Annotated in this window: 14 protein-coding genes; 10 read left to right on the forward strand and 4 right to left on the reverse strand. The window is 54.8% G+C overall.

The genetic code is table 11. The features are described 5' to 3' along the window. Positions 1–54 precede the first annotated feature (54 nt). Positions 55–1,389, forward strand: a complete 1,335-nt coding sequence (locus R70723_RS10065) for a DRTGG domain-containing protein (protein WP_039871744.1) — start codon at positions 55–57, stop codon at positions 1,387–1,389. A 640-nt stretch (positions 1,390–2,029) separates the two neighbouring features. On the opposite strand, the gene R70723_RS10070 is transcribed toward R70723_RS10065, so the two are convergent. From R70723_RS10070 to R70723_RS10080, 3 genes are all read right to left on the reverse strand, one after another. Then, positions 2,030–2,332, reverse strand: a complete 303-nt coding sequence (locus tag R70723_RS10070; RefSeq protein WP_039871745.1) for a YtpI family protein — start codon at positions 2,330–2,332, stop codon at positions 2,030–2,032. A 127-nt stretch (positions 2,333–2,459) separates the two neighbouring features. After that, a complete protein-coding gene (locus R70723_RS10075; RefSeq protein WP_039871746.1) occupies positions 2,460–2,963 on the reverse strand; it encodes a sporulation membrane protein YtrI in 504 nt (167 codons plus the stop codon). Between the two features lie 7 nt (positions 2,964–2,970). Beyond that, positions 2,971–3,294, reverse strand: a complete 324-nt coding sequence (locus R70723_RS10080) for a YtrH family sporulation protein (protein WP_039871748.1) — start codon at positions 3,292–3,294, stop codon at positions 2,971–2,973. Positions 3,295–3,426: 132 nt separating this feature from the next. On the opposite strand from R70723_RS10080, the gene R70723_RS10085 reads away from it, so the two are divergent. From R70723_RS10085 to pyk, 6 genes are all read left to right on the forward strand, one after another. After that, entirely contained in the window at positions 3,427–7,056 is a 3,630-nt protein-coding gene (locus tag R70723_RS10085) for a DNA polymerase III subunit alpha (RefSeq protein WP_039871749.1), read from the forward strand. A gap of 74 nt (positions 7,057–7,130) precedes the next feature. After that, the gene (locus tag R70723_RS10090) at positions 7,131–7,631 is read left to right on the forward strand and encodes a phosphatidylglycerophosphatase A family protein (RefSeq protein ID WP_039871750.1); all 501 of its coding nucleotides are present in this window, start codon (positions 7,131–7,133) and stop codon (positions 7,629–7,631) included. Positions 7,632–7,779: 148 nt separating this feature from the next. Further along, entirely contained in the window at positions 7,780–7,968 is a 189-nt protein-coding gene (locus R70723_RS10095; protein WP_039871751.1) for a hypothetical protein, read from the forward strand. A gap of 77 nt (positions 7,969–8,045) precedes the next feature. Next, entirely contained in the window at positions 8,046–8,939 is an 894-nt protein-coding gene (gene accD, locus R70723_RS10100; protein ID WP_039871752.1) for an acetyl-CoA carboxylase, carboxyltransferase subunit beta, read from the forward strand. Position 8,940: 1 nt separating this feature from the next. Then, positions 8,941–9,942 (forward strand): acetyl-CoA carboxylase carboxyltransferase subunit alpha, encoded by a 1,002-nt coding sequence (locus R70723_RS10105; protein ID WP_039871755.1) that lies wholly within the window; start codon positions 8,941–8,943, stop codon positions 9,940–9,942. 330 nt (positions 9,943–10,272) lie between these two features. Next, positions 10,273–11,697 (forward strand): pyruvate kinase, encoded by a 1,425-nt coding sequence (gene pyk / locus R70723_RS10110; RefSeq protein WP_039871757.1) that lies wholly within the window; start codon positions 10,273–10,275, stop codon positions 11,695–11,697. 87 nt (positions 11,698–11,784) lie between these two features. Here pyk and R70723_RS31505 read toward each other — a convergent pair whose 3' ends face one another. Further along, positions 11,785–12,576 (reverse strand): G1 family glutamic endopeptidase, encoded by a 792-nt coding sequence (locus R70723_RS31505; RefSeq protein WP_052421255.1) that lies wholly within the window; start codon positions 12,574–12,576, stop codon positions 11,785–11,787. 102 nt (positions 12,577–12,678) lie between these two features. Here R70723_RS31505 and R70723_RS10120 point away from each other — a divergent pair, with 102 nt between their 5' ends. Genes R70723_RS10120 through R70723_RS10130 form a run of 3 tightly spaced genes read left to right on the forward strand, consistent with a single transcriptional unit; the run spans position 12,679 to position 14,840 of the window. Then, positions 12,679–13,860, forward strand: coding sequence for an MFS transporter (locus R70723_RS10120; protein WP_039871758.1), 1,182 nt, complete (start codon positions 12,679–12,681; stop codon positions 13,858–13,860). 51 nt (positions 13,861–13,911) lie between these two features. Continuing rightward, positions 13,912–14,442: an acyl-CoA thioesterase gene (locus tag R70723_RS10125; RefSeq protein WP_039871760.1), complete on the forward strand. Its 531-nt coding sequence runs from the start codon at positions 13,912–13,914 to the stop codon at positions 14,440–14,442. After that, a complete protein-coding gene (locus tag R70723_RS10130; RefSeq protein ID WP_039871761.1) occupies positions 14,442–14,840 on the forward strand; it encodes an FxsA family protein in 399 nt (132 codons plus the stop codon). The genes R70723_RS10125 and R70723_RS10130 overlap by 1 nt, the downstream gene beginning before the upstream one ends. The last annotated feature ends 65 nt before the right edge of the window (positions 14,841–14,905 follow it).

The following is a 14,905-nucleotide window of genomic DNA, read 5'->3' on the forward strand; positions in this document are numbered from 1 at the left end:
CCGGCTGTATAATGAGTACAGAATAGTACAGATTGGGGTATGGGGGTGTAACAGTTGGAAGGACAAGGCGATAACATTACAAAGCATGAACAACTGCTGCAGCATATCGAAGGTCTCAAGGTAGGCACCAAAATTTCTGTACGCAAGCTGGCGAAGGAAATGGTAGTGAGTGAGGGGACGGCTTACCGGGCGGTGAAGGAGGCTGAGAACCTCGGCATTGTGATTACGAAGGAGCGGATTGGCACCGTCCGTGTCGAAAAGAAGCCGCGGAACATTTCCGATCAGCTTACCTTCGCGGATGTTGTGGACATTGTAGAGGGGCATGTGCTCGGCGGGGCTGACGGTTTGAACAAGCACCTGCATAAATATATAATCGGCGCGATGAAGGTCGATGCTATGATCCGTTATATTGATGCCGACAGCCTGCTGATCGTGGGGAACCGCGACGATGTGCATTCGCTGGCCCTGGAGCAGGGGGCGGGGGTGCTGGTAACGGGCGGCTTCGGGACAAGCCGTGAGGTCAAAGCGCTGGCGGACGAGCTGGATCTGCCGGTGATATCCTCAAGACATGATACGTTTACAGTGGCCTCGATGATTAACCGGGCGATCTTCGACCGGCTGATTAAGAAAAAGATCATGCTGGTCGAGGATATCCTGGAGAGCAAGCCGCGGCTGAACACGCTTAAGATTTCCAGTACGGTCGGTGAGCTGCGGCAGCTGGCACTCTCCAGCGGGGAGCAGCGCTTTGCCGTAACGGATGAATGGAACCGTGTCATCGGGATTGTCGGCCGGCGTGATGTCGAGGAGCTGCAGGAGGGGCAGAGTATTGAAAAAGCGATGGTCCGCAGCCCGGTAACAGCGGCGCTGCAGACCTCGCTGGCTTCGGCGGCGCAGATCATGATGTGGGAGGGGATTGACTTCCTGCCGATTGTGGACCGCAACCGCAAGCTGATCGGTTCGCTGACCCGCCGCGAGGTGCTGCAGAGCCTGCGCGATGTCAGCAACCAGCCGCAGCTGGGCGAGACGTTCGATCATCTGATCTGGAACGGCTTTGCCGAGGAGCGGGATGAGGAAGGCAAGCTGTTCTTCCACGGCTTCATTACGCCGCAGATGGCGACAGACCTGGGTACCATTTCCGAGGGCGTACTGTCCACACTGATGACCCGGTCTGCCTTTAAAGCGGCCAAGGATATTACAGGCAACGACTATGTGCTGGACAATATGTCTACTTATTTTATCCGTCCGGTGCAGATTGAGCACTCGGTTATTGTGATGCCCAAGCTGCTGGAGATCAGCCGCCGGACCTGCAAGCTGGAGATCGAAATCAGCCACAATGACACGATGGTCGCCAAGGCCGTGCTGATGCTGCAGTCAATTGATCACGGGTAAGAAGTTTATGAAGAGAGACCGCTCTTATGGGCAGTCTCTTTTTTTACTATTATTATGTTGAAGTAGAATTGGAAAATCCCGGTCCGGTAGCAGACTGCTGCTGTACATGCATTAGGCATTTATATAGATTGAACTTAAGAATTTATGTTAAGGGAAGAGTGACGGAGGAGAATTTTGGAACTGGAGGAGCGGTAGCGACCGCCTTTGTCTGCGGATTTCAACCGTTAGAAACGGTATAAATCAAGAAATCTGCAGACAACAGCGGCTGGAAGTCCAAACATTCTCTGGAGTCACATGCAATCCCAAAACAGCAATATTATTAGTTCAATTTATATAGTTGGATTTTTGATACTTAAATCGGTTAGAAACCTATCCTTATAAAAATTAGATGGAAAATCATCACTTATTTCAGGCCGAAAGCGCCATCTGGGGCGAAAATGCTGGAATTAAGTAACCTTTTTACAACTAATATCATATTTTCGGTCATTATCAGGAAATTAGGTGTCAATTTTCTACTTAGCTCCCTTTACAGAAGTAGCGCGCGGCGGAAGGGGACTGTTGTACATTACAGAATCAGGTTGTACAAACAAACACCAGAATCAAAATTACACATCACATCACACAAACAAGCTTCACGGGCTTAAGCCTTCCGCCTGCTCCGGCTGTAATACCCGTAGCTGCGCAGCCCGGAGAAAATATTAAACGCCCCGATGACCAGAAACACCGCCTCCACAATAACGCTGAGCGTTGAGCCGCGGAACAGAAACATCGACATCAGTGACAGAGTAACCAGCATAGCCCCGAGCAGCACGTTCATGATGGAGCGCCGGCGGCCTTTTTCAAGCGGGTCGGAGGTCCGGCGTGAGGAGAGGCTGTACGCGGCGGCACCCGTCATAAAAACAACAAGCAGGATGAACAGCAGATACTTGATCAGCATAATCATGGACAGGCAGCTCCTTTATCAGTCAATAATAAAGAACAGTTTAGTCCTCTGCGCGGCTTCTGTTTGCCTATATACCTGCCCATATTGTAGCACGGCTGCCGCCGGGGTGCCCGGATTAATCTGCGGCTCAGCTGCGCTTAGAAGGATTGACCTCCACCCAGATCTGGAGCACGCCCTCCATAACCAGCATCGTGCGTATGCGCACGGAGTACTCTTTTTCACGGACAATGTAGAGCTTGCCATCCAGCAGCAGCCGCGCCAGCTTACTGTCCGTATCGATATCGAACATGCTGCGGCCGCGCATCGGCTCCAGATCCTCGCTCATCCGGCTGATAATCTCCTTCAGCGTTACCTGGTCAAGCGCATCGGCGCCGTCTTTGGACTTGCTGCCCTCTGTGCGCAGCTTGATCTCCCGGATCACGGTCGAGGTATTGTTATACTTTTTGAGCGTTTTGATATCTTTGCTATACTGCGCGAGCTGTACCCTCAGATCCTGGTTGTCCAGCCACAGCACATTATAGCCGATATGAAAAATGGCGTTGTACATGACGGCCCCCGTAATCATCCCCAGCACAAAAACGGCAGAAATCTGTGAAAAACGGCGGAAACGCTGAAAAGGCGGAATCCTCATAAACTGCTCACCCCTTGCCGCATACCCATTTGACCAGCTCGCTGCCCATATGGGCGCCTAAAAAGGCGAATACAAGGTAAAGGATCTGCTTGATCGCCGGAGACAGATTGCCCCCGATCATATTACTCTCAATCACCCGCATAGGGTCGATGGTGCCTCCGACAGCGGCGGCGAGCGCCCATATCTTTATCCGGTCGGCAATATCCAGCATCGTCTCTGTCGGCGGCTGCAGCGATACGACTGCACCGATGCCCCCCAGCATGGCGCCGCCCAGCACGATGCCGAAGGCGATGAAGAAATCGAGAACGGCTTTGCTCATGAAAATACTCATACAAGGCCCCTTTCCGGACAAGTCTGCCTGTCCATATGCACTTAATCCATTCTATGGGCGGCTCCCCCGGTAATATGATAAAATAGTTACATCTTATGTTTTGATTTAAGTAGTGGAAGGGAAGTGGGGAACATGAGCCCATTCGTGCATTTGCATGTGCACAGCGAATACAGTTTACTGGACGGTGCGGCGCGCATAACGGATCTGGTGCGCCGGGCCGGCGAATACGGCATGAAGTCGCTGGCGCTGACGGATCATGGAGTGATGTATGGGGCGATCCCCTTTTATAAAGCCTGCACTGCCGCCGGCATCAAGCCGATTATCGGCTGTGAGGCCTATCTGACGGCAGGCTCGCGCCGTGAGCGGGGCAGCCGTAAGGATCAGCCGATCTATCATCTGATCCTGCTCGCGAAGAATGAAACCGGCTACAGAAACCTGATGAAGCTCGTCTCCATCGGTCATCTGGAGGGCCAGCACTATAAGCCGCGCATTGATATGGAAGCTCTGGCCGCCCATGCTGAGGGCATCATCTGCCTTAGCGCCTGTCTGGGCGGGGAAGTGCCGCAGCATCTGCTGCACGGGCGCGACGATGAGGCGCGTAAGGCGGCGCTGCGGTACAAGGAGATTTTTGGCGGAGATTTCTATCTCGAGCTTCAGGATCACGGCATTCCGGAGCAAAAAAGAGTCAATCCGCAGCTGATTGCCCTGGCGGCAGAGCTTGATATCCAGCTCGCTGCGACGAATGATGTGCACTATCTGGCCAAGGAGGATGCCGAGGTTCAGGATGTGCTGATCTGCATCGGGACAGGCAAGACGGTAGACGATGAGGACAGGCTGAAGATCGGTACGGACCAGCTGTTCCTGAAGAGCGGGGAGCAGATGGCGGCGCTGTTTCCGCATGTGCCGCAGGCGATCGCCAATACGCAGGAGATTGCCGATAAATGCAATCTGGAATTGACGTTCGGGCAGCATATTCTCCCTGAATATTCCCCTCTGCCGGAAGGGCTGGATGCAGCGGCTTATCTGCGCCGGCTCTGCCGCAGCGGGCTGGAAGCACGCTATGCGGACACGCCGCTGTGGGCTTCAGCTGAGCAGAAGGCGGCTGCGGAGCAGCGGCTGGACTACGAGCTTGGTGTCATTGAAAGCATGGGCTTTAGCGATTATTTCCTGATCGTCTGGGATTTCATTGCCTATTGCCACAAGAACGGCATCGTTACCGGCCCGGGCCGCGGCTCCTCAGCAGGCAGCCTTACCGCATATACCCTGCGGATTACCGATGTGGACCCGCTTAAATACAATCTGCTGTTTGAGCGTTTCCTGAATCCTGAGCGGATTACGATGCCGGATATTGATATCGACTTCAGCGATGAGCGGCGCGATGAGGTTATCGCTTATGTCGTTGAGAAATACGGCAAGGAGCATGTGGCCCAGATCATTACCTTCGGAACAATGGCTGCGCGGGCAGCGGTCCGCGATGTCGGCCGCGTGCTGAACCTGCCGTACAACGAGGTGGACAAGGCTGCGAAGCTGATTCCGGGGCAGCTGGGAATCAGTATTGCCCGGGCGCTGGAGGGCAGCCCGGATCTGAAGGCTCTGTATGAGACCAGCCGCAAGACCAGAGAGCTGCTGGATATGGCAATGAAGGTCGAAGGCATGCCGCGCCATGCGTCTACGCATGCTGCCGGTGTTGTAATTTCCAAAGGCCCGCTGACCGATGCGGTGCCGCTGCAGGCCGGCAATGAGAGCACGGCACTGACGCAGTATTCCATGGAGCATCTGGAGAGCGTCGGACTGCTTAAGATGGATTTTCTGGGACTGCGGACGCTGTCGATTATTGAGCGCTGCATGAACTGGATCAGGGAGATGGAGGGGGCGGCTCCCGATTTCCGCACGATCTCCGATAATGATCCGCTGACCTATGAAATGCTCGGGGCGGGCGAGACGACCGGCGTCTTTCAGCTGGAGTCTGCAGGCGTCCGCCGTGTGCTGAAGGACCTGAAGCCGTCCGGCTTCGAGGATGTCATCTCGGTGCTGGCGCTGTACCGTCCGGGCCCGATGGAGTTCATCCCCAAGTTTATCGCCGGCAAGCATGGTGAAATAGCGGTGGATTACCCGCACGCCGACCTGACGCCGATTCTGGCGGATACGTACGGCATTATCGTGTACCAGGAGCAGATTATGCAGATTGCCTCACTGATGGCCGGCTTCTCGCTCGGTGAAGCTGACCTGCTGCGCCGTGCGGTATCCAAGAAGAAGCGCGAGACGCTGGATAAAGAGCGCAGCCACTTTGTGCAGGGCAGCCTGCAGCAGGGCTATCAGGAGGCGGATGCTAATGCCGTCTATGATATGATTGTCCGCTTCGCCGATTACGGCTTCCCGCGGGCTCATGCCGCCGCTTACGGCGTGCTGGCCTTCCAGACGGCCTATCTGAAGGCGCACTATCCGGTGCAGTTCATGGCATCGATGCTTACGGCGGTTATGGGCACCCACCGCAAGGTGGCGGAATATGTGCTGGAATGCCGCCGCACCGGCATCGGGGTGCTGCCGCCGGATGTCAACGAGAGCGGCGTGCTGTTCACTCCGGTTCCCGGCGGAGACAGGAGCAGCGGGCATATCCGCTTCGGGCTGGCCGCCGTGAAAAATGTCGGAACGCTGGCGGTGGAAAACATTATCGCTGTCCGCAAGGAGCGTCCGTTCGACAGTTTGCTCGATTTTTGCCGCCGTGTCGATTTGCGCGTCTGCAATAAGCGTGTGATTGAATCCCTGCTCCAGGCCGGCGCCTTTGACCGGCTGCCCGGCCACCGGGCCCAGCTGCTGGCCATGCTCGACGAGACCGCGGATGCGGCCGCCAAATGGCGCAAGGAGCGGGACGAGCTGCAGATCCAGCTGTTCGACGATCTGATTGAAACCCCGAACTGGGAAATCCGCTACCCGGATATTCCGAAGTTCAGTGTCACGCAGCAGCTGGAGCTGGAGCGTGAGCTGCTCGGGCTGTACCTGTCCGGCCATCCGCTGGACGACAGCGCGGCCCTGCTTGAGGAGCCGGGCATCCAGCGGCTGATGGACCTTGGCGAAGCCCCGGATGAGAGCCAGACGGTTACGGCGGGGATGGTCGTCTCCATCAAGGAGATAACGACCAAGGCCGGCAAGGCGATGGCCTTCATCCAGTGGGAGGACCAGATCGAGCGCTGCGAGGTCGTGCTGTTCCCTGAGGTGTGGAAACGCAGCCGCAGCCTGGTCGAGAAGGGTGCGCTGCTGGCCCTGCGCGCCAAGGTGCAGCAGGAGGACGAGGGCTTCAAGCTGCTGGCCGAGGAGGTCGCGCCGCTTGGCGCGGACGCTCTCCATGGCCTACTGCAGCGCCGCAGCGCAGCTGCCTCCCGTCCGTCCGGCGGACGGACGGCCTCTGCAGGAGCACAGCGCAGCGCTCCTGGCCCGCGGGGCGGCGCCGGGGGCACCGGCGCGGCGCGCACTGCCGCAGGCGGCGCAGCAGCGCCTGCAGCCCCGCCTGCCGCGCCTGCGGGAGCGGCGGGGAGCGGCCAGCGTGTCTTTATCAAGATCACGCAGGCCGCGGAGAACCCGGCGCTGCTCTCGCGCCTGCAGGCACTGCTGCAGACCCATCCCGGGCCTGCAGCCACGCTGTTGTTCTACGAGCGCGAGCAGCGGGTGCTCGCGCTCAGCGACAGCTACCGGATCGAGCCTTCGCCGGAGCTGTTCGCAGCGGTTGAAGAGATGCTGGGAGCCGGTACAGTAAGAATAAAATAAGAACATTTTCGCCCTTTTCCGCATACATTAGGAAACCACAGGGAGCGGTCCCGTGCGGAAAGGGGAATGACAACATGTCCTATCAAATGGCAACAGAGCTGCTGGAACGCAGGGGCGTTACACTGGAGTCTATCGCTGACATCGTATATATTTTACAATCCAAGTATTATCAGAATTTAACGGAGGAAGAATGCCTGTCCAGCGTGAAGTCGGTGCTCGGCAAAAGAGAGGTCCAGTACACGCTGATGACAGGTGTCGCCCTCGATGAGCTGGCGGAGAAGGGGGCGCTTCCCCAGCCGCTGCAGGCGGTGATGGAGGCAGATGAATCGCTCTACGGGGCGGATGAGACGCTTGCGCTCGGCATTACGGGCGTATACGGCATGATCGGGCTGACCAGCTTCGGCTATCTGGACAAAGTGAAGCTCGGGGTGATCGGGACACTGAATGATGAGCCCGGCAGAATCCATGTGTTTCTGGATGATCTGGTGGCCGGCATTGCCGCAGCCGCTTCGGCCCGGATTGCCCACCGCCACGAAGGAGCGAAGGTGTATCCCCATGTCAGCGGTACGCCATAAATGAGCGCCTGTTAGCTGATGAATGCGGCCTCCTGGTCCCGTCTCCTCCGTTTTGCTCCTGTTGCGGGAAAAAAGAAAACTGTGTTATCATGATTCCATTATACGCGGGATACGGCTGGGAATTGAGATTAGGGAGGCCTTGCAGGGCATGTGGACGGTAATTTATATAGCTCCAACCGCCAAAGTGGCGGATATGATTCAGAGCAAGCTGACGGAAGAAGGGTTTCTGGTCAAGTGCCGTCCGATCAATATGTCCAAGCAGCAGTTTGAAATTCTGGTTCCTTCAGGCGAGCTTGAGGAAGTGCAGGAAGCCCTGAATCTGATTTTGCATCCCTAATTAAATAAGTATAAGTGCGGTAGTAACAGCGGCAAGCTGCTGAAATGCGCAAATAAACGGCTGAAGAGGTGCGACCCTTGTTCAAAGATTTATTTCAGAAAAAACGGAAGTACGCGACTATTCCTTCAGAACGTCTGGAGCGGAGCGGCGGACCGGCGGAAGGCGAACGCCCGAAACGGGAAATCCCCGAAGGGCTGATGAACAAATGCAGTAAATGCGGTACGATCCAGTACAGCAAGGAGCTGGAGAAGAATCTTAAGGTATGTCCGGCCTGCGGCCATCATATGCGGCTGAACGCGCTGGAGCGGATTGCGATGACCCTCGATCCCGAAGGCTTCATTGAATTTGACAGCGAGATGTCGTCAGTGGACCCGCTGCAGTTCCCGGGCTATGCCTCGAAGCTTGAGCAGCAGCGCTCCAAAACCGGACAAGTTGAGGCGGTAATTACCGGCCAGGGCACCATCGGCGGCCATTCCGTCATTGTTGCGGTAATGAATTTTGAATTTTTCTCAGGCAGCATGGGCTCCGTAGTCGGAGAGAAGATTACCCGTGCAGTGGAAGAGGCGACGGAGAAGAAGCTCCCGCTGCTGATTTTCTCAACCTCTGGCGGAGCGCGGATGCAGGAAAGCATTCTCAGTCTCATGCAGATGGCCAAGACAAGTGCGGCTCTGGCCCGCTTTGGCGAGTCCGGGGGACTCTATATTTCAGTCATTACCGATCCAACAACCGGCGGTGTATCCGCTAGCTTTGCGAGCCTTGGCGATATCATTATTGCCGAGCCCGGAGCCGTGTTCGGCTTTGCCGGCAGAATTGTCATTGAACAGACCATCCGCCAGAAGCTGCCGGAGGATTTCCAGACGGCGGAGTTTAATCTCCAGCACGGCCAGCTTGATCTGGTGGTGCACCGTAAGGAAATGCGGTCTACGCTGACCAGACTGCTTGATTTGCATGATGTGAAAGGGGGATTTTAGGTTGGCGGGAGAGTTGCCTTTTGAAATGCCTCTGGTAGAAATGCGCAAGAAAATCGCCGAGCTGAAGCAGTTCGGTGAAGAAAAGGGCATAGATTTTACAGATGAGATTTTTCGGCTTGAGGAACGTTACCGCGTTATGGCGGATGAAATTTACAGCAACATATCGGCTCCCCAAAAGATGCATCTCGCCCGGCATCACGGACGTCCGACCTCGCTTGACCTGATCGGGCTGATTTTTACTGATTTCGTGGAGCTGCACGGTGACCGCCAGTTTGGCGATGATCTGGCGGTTGTCGCGGGGATTGCCAAGCTTAATAACCGGCCTGTTACAGTAGTCGGACAGCAGCGGGGCAAGGATACGAAGGACAACATCCAGCGCTTTTTCGGCAGCGCGCATCCGGAAGGCTTCCGCAAGGCGTTGCGGCTGATGAAGCAGGCGGAGAAATTCCGCCGCCCTATTATCACTTTTATTGATACTAAGGGGGCTTATCCCGGCAATACAGCGGAGGAGCGCGGGCAGTCTGAAGCGATTGCGCGCAATCTTTACGAGATGTCCCAGCTGGCTGTGCCGGTCATCTGTGTCGTCATCGGCGAAGGCGGAAGCGGCGGGGCGCTGGCTCTTGCCGTGGGCAACCGTGTGCTGATGCTGGAGCATGCCATCTATTCGGCGATCTCGCCGAACGGTGCCGCCTCCATTCTTTGGAAGGATGCCTCCAAGGCGGAGCAGGCAGCCGAAGCGATGAAGATCACGGCTGCAGATTTGCTTGGAATGGAGGTCATCGAGGAGATTGTCCCTGAACCGAGAGGCGGCGCACATCATGACTATGAGACAGCCGCAGCCAATATCAAGGAAGCCTTATGGCGCCATTTGGAGGAACTGTCCAGTCTGGATGCTGCCGAACTCAAGGAGGACCGCTACCGTAAATTCCGCAAAATCGGTGAATTTGCCGAAGGCGGCCAAGAGTCTGAGGCACCGGAGGAAGAAGTGCAGAGCGTGGAGTAGCCTGGCTGCTTCATTTGCACTTTTACACATATGCAAGGCTTTTCCGGTTCAGAGCTGCAGAAGACCGGAGTATACATTAATTTCCACCGGAATCACCCTGCGCTGCCTGCAGGGTGATTTTTATTTTCGTGACAGATTGCGTAAATTCGACGTAAAATTACACGGAAAAGACGCTGGAACATTGATTTTGTGTCCAAGTTGCAGTAATATTCATTAGGGCGCAGTAAAAGGTGCATGTGACATAGTTCCTATACAAACATTAAGCCTTATAGTAGATTTTGTAGTTGGAAAAAGTGAGACAGAGAGAACGAAAAAACGGAGGAAAACCTAATGCGGAAAAGTAAAATTGTATGTACGATCGGACCTGCAAGTGAATCGTTGGAGAACATCAAAAAATTGATTTTGGCTGGTATGAATGTAGCCCGTCTGAACTTCTCCCACGGCGATTTTGAAGAGCACGGCAACCGGATCAAAACGATCCGTCAGGCTTCCCAGGAGCTGGGCAAGACCGTTGCTATCCTGCTTGACACCAAAGGACCAGAAATTCGTACAGGCAAGCTGGAAGTAGAACCGATTGAACTGGTGCAGGACGAGTACCTGACATTGACTACGGAAGAAATCCTTGGCGATCAGAACCGTATCTCTATCACTTACAGCGACCTTCCTAACGACGTTTCGGTTGGATCAACAATCCTGATCGATGACGGTCTTATCGGACTTACAGTTGTAGACATTCAAGGCACTGAAATCAAGACCCGTATTGTTAACGGCGGTACAATCAAGAGCAAAAAAGGCGTTAACGTACCGGGAGTTTCCATCTCCCTGCCGGGTATTACGGAAAAAGACACCAACGATATCGTTTTTGGGATCGGACAGGACATCGATTTTATCGCCGCTTCCTTCGTTCGCAAAGCCAGCGACGTTCTGGAAATCCGTGCACTGCTTGAGAAGCACAACGCTTCCCACATCCAAATCATCTCCAAGATCGAGAACCAGGAAGGCGTCGACAACCTTGATGAAATCCTGGCAGTATCTGACGGTCTGATGGTTGCCCGCGGTGACCTCGGCGTAGAAATTCCTGCTGAAGATGTGCCTCTGGCCCAGAAGCTGATGATCAAAAAATGTAACATTGCCGGCAAGCCTGTAATCACAGCTACCCAAATGCTGGATTCCATGCAGCGCAACCCGCGTCCTACCCGCGCTGAAGCGAGTGACGTAGCTAACGCTATCTTCGACGGTACTGATGCAATCATGCTGTCCGGTGAAACAGCTGCCGGGAAATATCCGGTAGAATCCGTACTAACAATGTCCCGCATTGCTGAAAAAGCGGAATCTGCACTGAACCACCGTGAAATCTTCATGAAGCAGCAGATCGCGCAGGAAACAACAGTAACTGAAGCAATCAGCCAATCCGTAGCGATTTCCGCTCTGGACCTGAACGCTAAAGCGATTCTTTCTTCAACTGTAACAGGCCACACAGCACGCGTGGTTTCCAAATACCGTCCTAAATCCCAGATCATTGCCGTTACGACTCAGGAAAGAACTATGCGTCAGCTGGCACTTGTATGGGGTGTTACTCCGGTATTCGGCAAAGAAGCTACTTCGACTGACGAACTGCTGGCTACTGCACTGCAAGGCGGTAAAGCCTCCGGTCTGGTAAAAGCAGGCGATCTCGTTGTGATCACTGCCGGTATCCCTCTGGGACGTTCCGGTTCCACTAACCTCGTAAAAGTGGACACGATTCCTGCCGACTAAGACAGGCTTCGTTTCCTCAAACAGAATATAGCTATGAGCAAAAAGCAATGGTGTAATCCGCCATTGCTTTTTTGCTTGATCTCAGGGCTATGAATGTTTATATTTGATTGAGGGTTTTTTGTGAATAGCAGATGTCCGGGTCCGTATGGTGACAGGACGTTTCAGGTAAGCTTGGGACACACCCTTGGGATACAGGCGTTTTACTGTGAAAGAATCGCCTTTGGCATTCGGGCTTGAAGGCACGGCAACGGTGATTTTATTCTGGATCATAATGCCGCCGTTGGCCTGGACAAGCTTGGGACTTCTGCCGTTTACCCGGCAGCAGCGGAAGCAGACGTTCGACAGCCGGGCCAGATCGGCAACGGTGCCGCCTACCTGCGGCGCTTCCATAATCCACTCCGCAGAGGTCTGCGGACCGTTGTAGCGCTGGATGGTGCGGAAGGTCCAGCGTTTGCTCAGGTTGCACAGCCGGATGCACCATCTTCCGGGGCTGAGCTTAACAATGCTGGCCCGCATCAGGTCTCCGGGGGATACGGGGAGCGGAATAACGGTTTCTGCCTCGGGAAGGATTTCCCACCAGGCATAATAATGGACCCTTCCGTTAACGGATTCGTGTCCGGTGCCGGTCTGAATCAGGCTGCCGTTCCTGAAGCCGTCAATTCCGATCCATGCCGAAGAATAAGTCGGCTTAGCCGTAGGTTTTACGTAGGGAACAGTCCATTCGGCTGAGATCCGCCGGAAGGCACCCTTCTTGCCTTTGATGGCGTATCCGCTCCAGTTGCTTGACGTCCAGCCGAACCCGGTAATCCGGCTCCGGCCTGTATGGGTCTTGTCTGAAAGACAGGGCTGACCGCGCTGAAAACTATGAACTGTGCTCACTTGTCCACCGCCTTTTATCAGGTTCTGCTCTATTTAATGCGGTGTAGTCTCGTAAAGTATGGGTTATCCGTTAAAAAGGATTGGAGAGGACTTATAGCACATATGGAAAAACTGCTGAAGCTGCGAGGCTTCTATCTCTTTTTAGGCTTGGCCGGCGGTTCCTTCGGCTCCTATCTGACTCTGCTGCTGAAGGATAACGGCATGGATGTCAGCCAGATTGGCATGATGATGGCGACCGGCACCCTGATAGCCATCTGTATCCAGCCGATATGGGGGCTGATTGCCGACCGTTATAACCAGGCGCGTCTGGTGCTGATTCTGAGTGTGGCCGTACCTGCGGTGCTGGCTGCTTTTTACCGTTTCGATTATTTTATAGTCATGCTTCTGATCTACACAGTGTCTACCATCTTCTCTGCTACACAGGCGCCTATCGCCGATTCATACGCCATTGCAGCCGCGAACAAGGCCGGTTCCTCCTACGGCAGCATCCGGATGATGATGAGCATAGGAGCGGCCGTAGGGGCCTATGCGGGCGGGCAGTATATTGAGCGGTTTTCGGTATCCACGATCTGGCTGCCTTTTCTGATCCTGAGCATGGTTGCAGTCGTTTTTGCTATGACTCTGCCAAAGCAGGCGGAAGAAAATCATATGATGAGCCAGTCCTTTTCACAGGGAGTGAAGCAGCTGCTCAGCAACCGGATTTTTCTGGCCTTTCTCGGCGGCTGCTTTCTGGTGAACCAGACGATGGCAGCCTTCGGAACCTATTTTGTAGTGGCGTTTCAGTCGGTGGGAGGATCGGCGAGCTATGCCGGGATTGCCCTGTTTATTGCTTCCTTTACCAATGTGCCGTCCATGCTCTATGCATCAAAGGTGATCCGCAGGCTGGGCCGCGAACGCACGCTGCTGATCGGGGCGCTCATTTATGTGCTGCGCTGGGGCATTCAGGTTGCCTTTCCATACCCTTCGGTTATGGTCGGTGTGCAGGTGCTGCATGGCCTGTCGTTTGGCCTTTTCTATATCGCTGCGGTTGAATATGTATCACAGATTACCTCGTCTGAAATTCAGGCGACCGGCCAAAGCGTCTTTAATATCGTCTTCTCCGGCTTTGCGGGGATTCTGGGCAATCTGCTGAACGGTGTGCTGCTCAGTCAAGGGGGAGTGGGGCTGATGAATCTGGCCTGCATGCTGAGTGCTGCCGTAGGTTCGCTTCTGCTGCTCTATGTAGCTATCAGATCGCGCCGCAAGGACCGGCTGCCTGTATCCTCTGACGGACTGGCTCTCTAGGCTCCTGCTGCCGCAATCTGACAGATGTGACTATTGAAAGGGGCATTATTTATGACAACACGTGAACCGGTGCCTGCCAGCCGCTGGTACAGCACTGCTTTCCGCGTAAGATATCAGGAAACGGACAAGATGGGTGTGGTGTACCATGCCAACTACTTGAGCTGGTTTGAGAGCGGACGGACCGAAATGTTCCGCGGGCTTGGCTTTGCCTACCGCTCACTTGAGGAAATGGGTGTCCTGCTTCCCGTGACCGCGGCAGATTTGCAATTTAAAAGTCCGGCGCGCTATGATGATCTTATCATCGTGTATGCACGGCTCAGCGTCTTCTCACCCTTAAGAGTGGAATATGAGTATGAAATCCGCCGGCTTACGGAGGATATTGGCCAAGACAGCATCGCAGGCTCCGGGAGCGTGCGGATTGCAATGCCGCTGGACCCGCCGCTGCCCGGCGAGCTGCTGGTGAGCGGTTCAACCTCCCACGTATGGCTGAATGCAGGGTGGAAGCCGGTCCGGCTGGACCGCGTACTGCCGGAGCTGTACCAGGCTATAACCGGGGCGCTGAGGGAAGAAGGAGGAGCATAATGATTAGAAGCAAATGGCTGTGGGCTGCAATGTTTGTAATCCCGGCTGTGGAATTATTCGGGTTCATTTACGTGGCAGGCTATCTCGGTGCGCCCAAAACACTGCTGATTATGGTGGTCACTTCGGTGATCGGCTTCCTGATGATGCAGTTTGAAGGGAAGAAGGTACTGCAGGACAGCAAGGTGCAGATGCAGGAGGGCAGGGTGCCGGGACGGACCATGCTTGACGGCTTATGTATATTTTTTGGCGGTCTGCTGCTGATCCTGCCGGGCTTTGTTACGGATATAATCGGTTTTTCACTGGTATTTCCGCTGACCCGGCCGCTGTACCGGGTTTTTCTGCTGAAATGGATCGAGAAAAAAATGAAAAACGGCACGTTCACCTTTTACCGGAGGTAGAGGCGGACTGCCGTTTGGAGTGCAGGGATAGGTTGGTTTAGTGATGGCGCCTTTGTCCGCAATAT

Source organism: Paenibacillus sp. FSL R7-0273, from assembly GCF_000758625.1.
Classification (GTDB): domain Bacteria; phylum Bacillota; class Bacilli; order Paenibacillales; family Paenibacillaceae; genus Paenibacillus_AQ.

Bases quoted from the DNA above. Each gene is read 5' to 3' on its own strand.
- R70723_RS10070 (WP_039871745.1), bottom strand. From the start codon at position 2,332: ATGATTATGCTGATCAAGTATCTGCTGTTCATCCTGCTTGTTGTTTTT.
- R70723_RS10085 (WP_039871749.1), top strand. From the start codon at position 3,427: ATGAGCCCATTCGTGCATTTGCATGTGCACAGCGAATACAGTTTACTG.
- R70723_RS10120 (WP_039871758.1), top strand. From the start codon at position 12,679: ATGGAAAAACTGCTGAAGCTGCGAGGCTTCTATCTCTTTTTAGGCTTG.
- R70723_RS10130 (WP_039871761.1), top strand. From the start codon at position 14,442: ATGATTAGAAGCAAATGGCTGTGGGCTGCAATGTTTGTAATCCCGGCT.
- R70723_RS10090 (WP_039871750.1), top strand. From the start codon at position 7,131: ATGTCCTATCAAATGGCAACAGAGCTGCTGGAACGCAGGGGCGTTACA.
- pyk (WP_039871757.1), top strand. From the start codon at position 10,273: ATGCGGAAAAGTAAAATTGTATGTACGATCGGACCTGCAAGTGAATCG.
- R70723_RS10095 (WP_039871751.1), top strand. From the start codon at position 7,780: ATGTGGACGGTAATTTATATAGCTCCAACCGCCAAAGTGGCGGATATG.
- R70723_RS10075 (WP_039871746.1), bottom strand. From the start codon at position 2,963: ATGAGGATTCCGCCTTTTCAGCGTTTCCGCCGTTTTTCACAGATTTCT.
- R70723_RS10125 (WP_039871760.1), top strand. From the start codon at position 13,912: ATGACAACACGTGAACCGGTGCCTGCCAGCCGCTGGTACAGCACTGCT.
- R70723_RS10080 (WP_039871748.1), bottom strand. From the start codon at position 3,294: ATGAGTATTTTCATGAGCAAAGCCGTTCTCGATTTCTTCATCGCCTTC.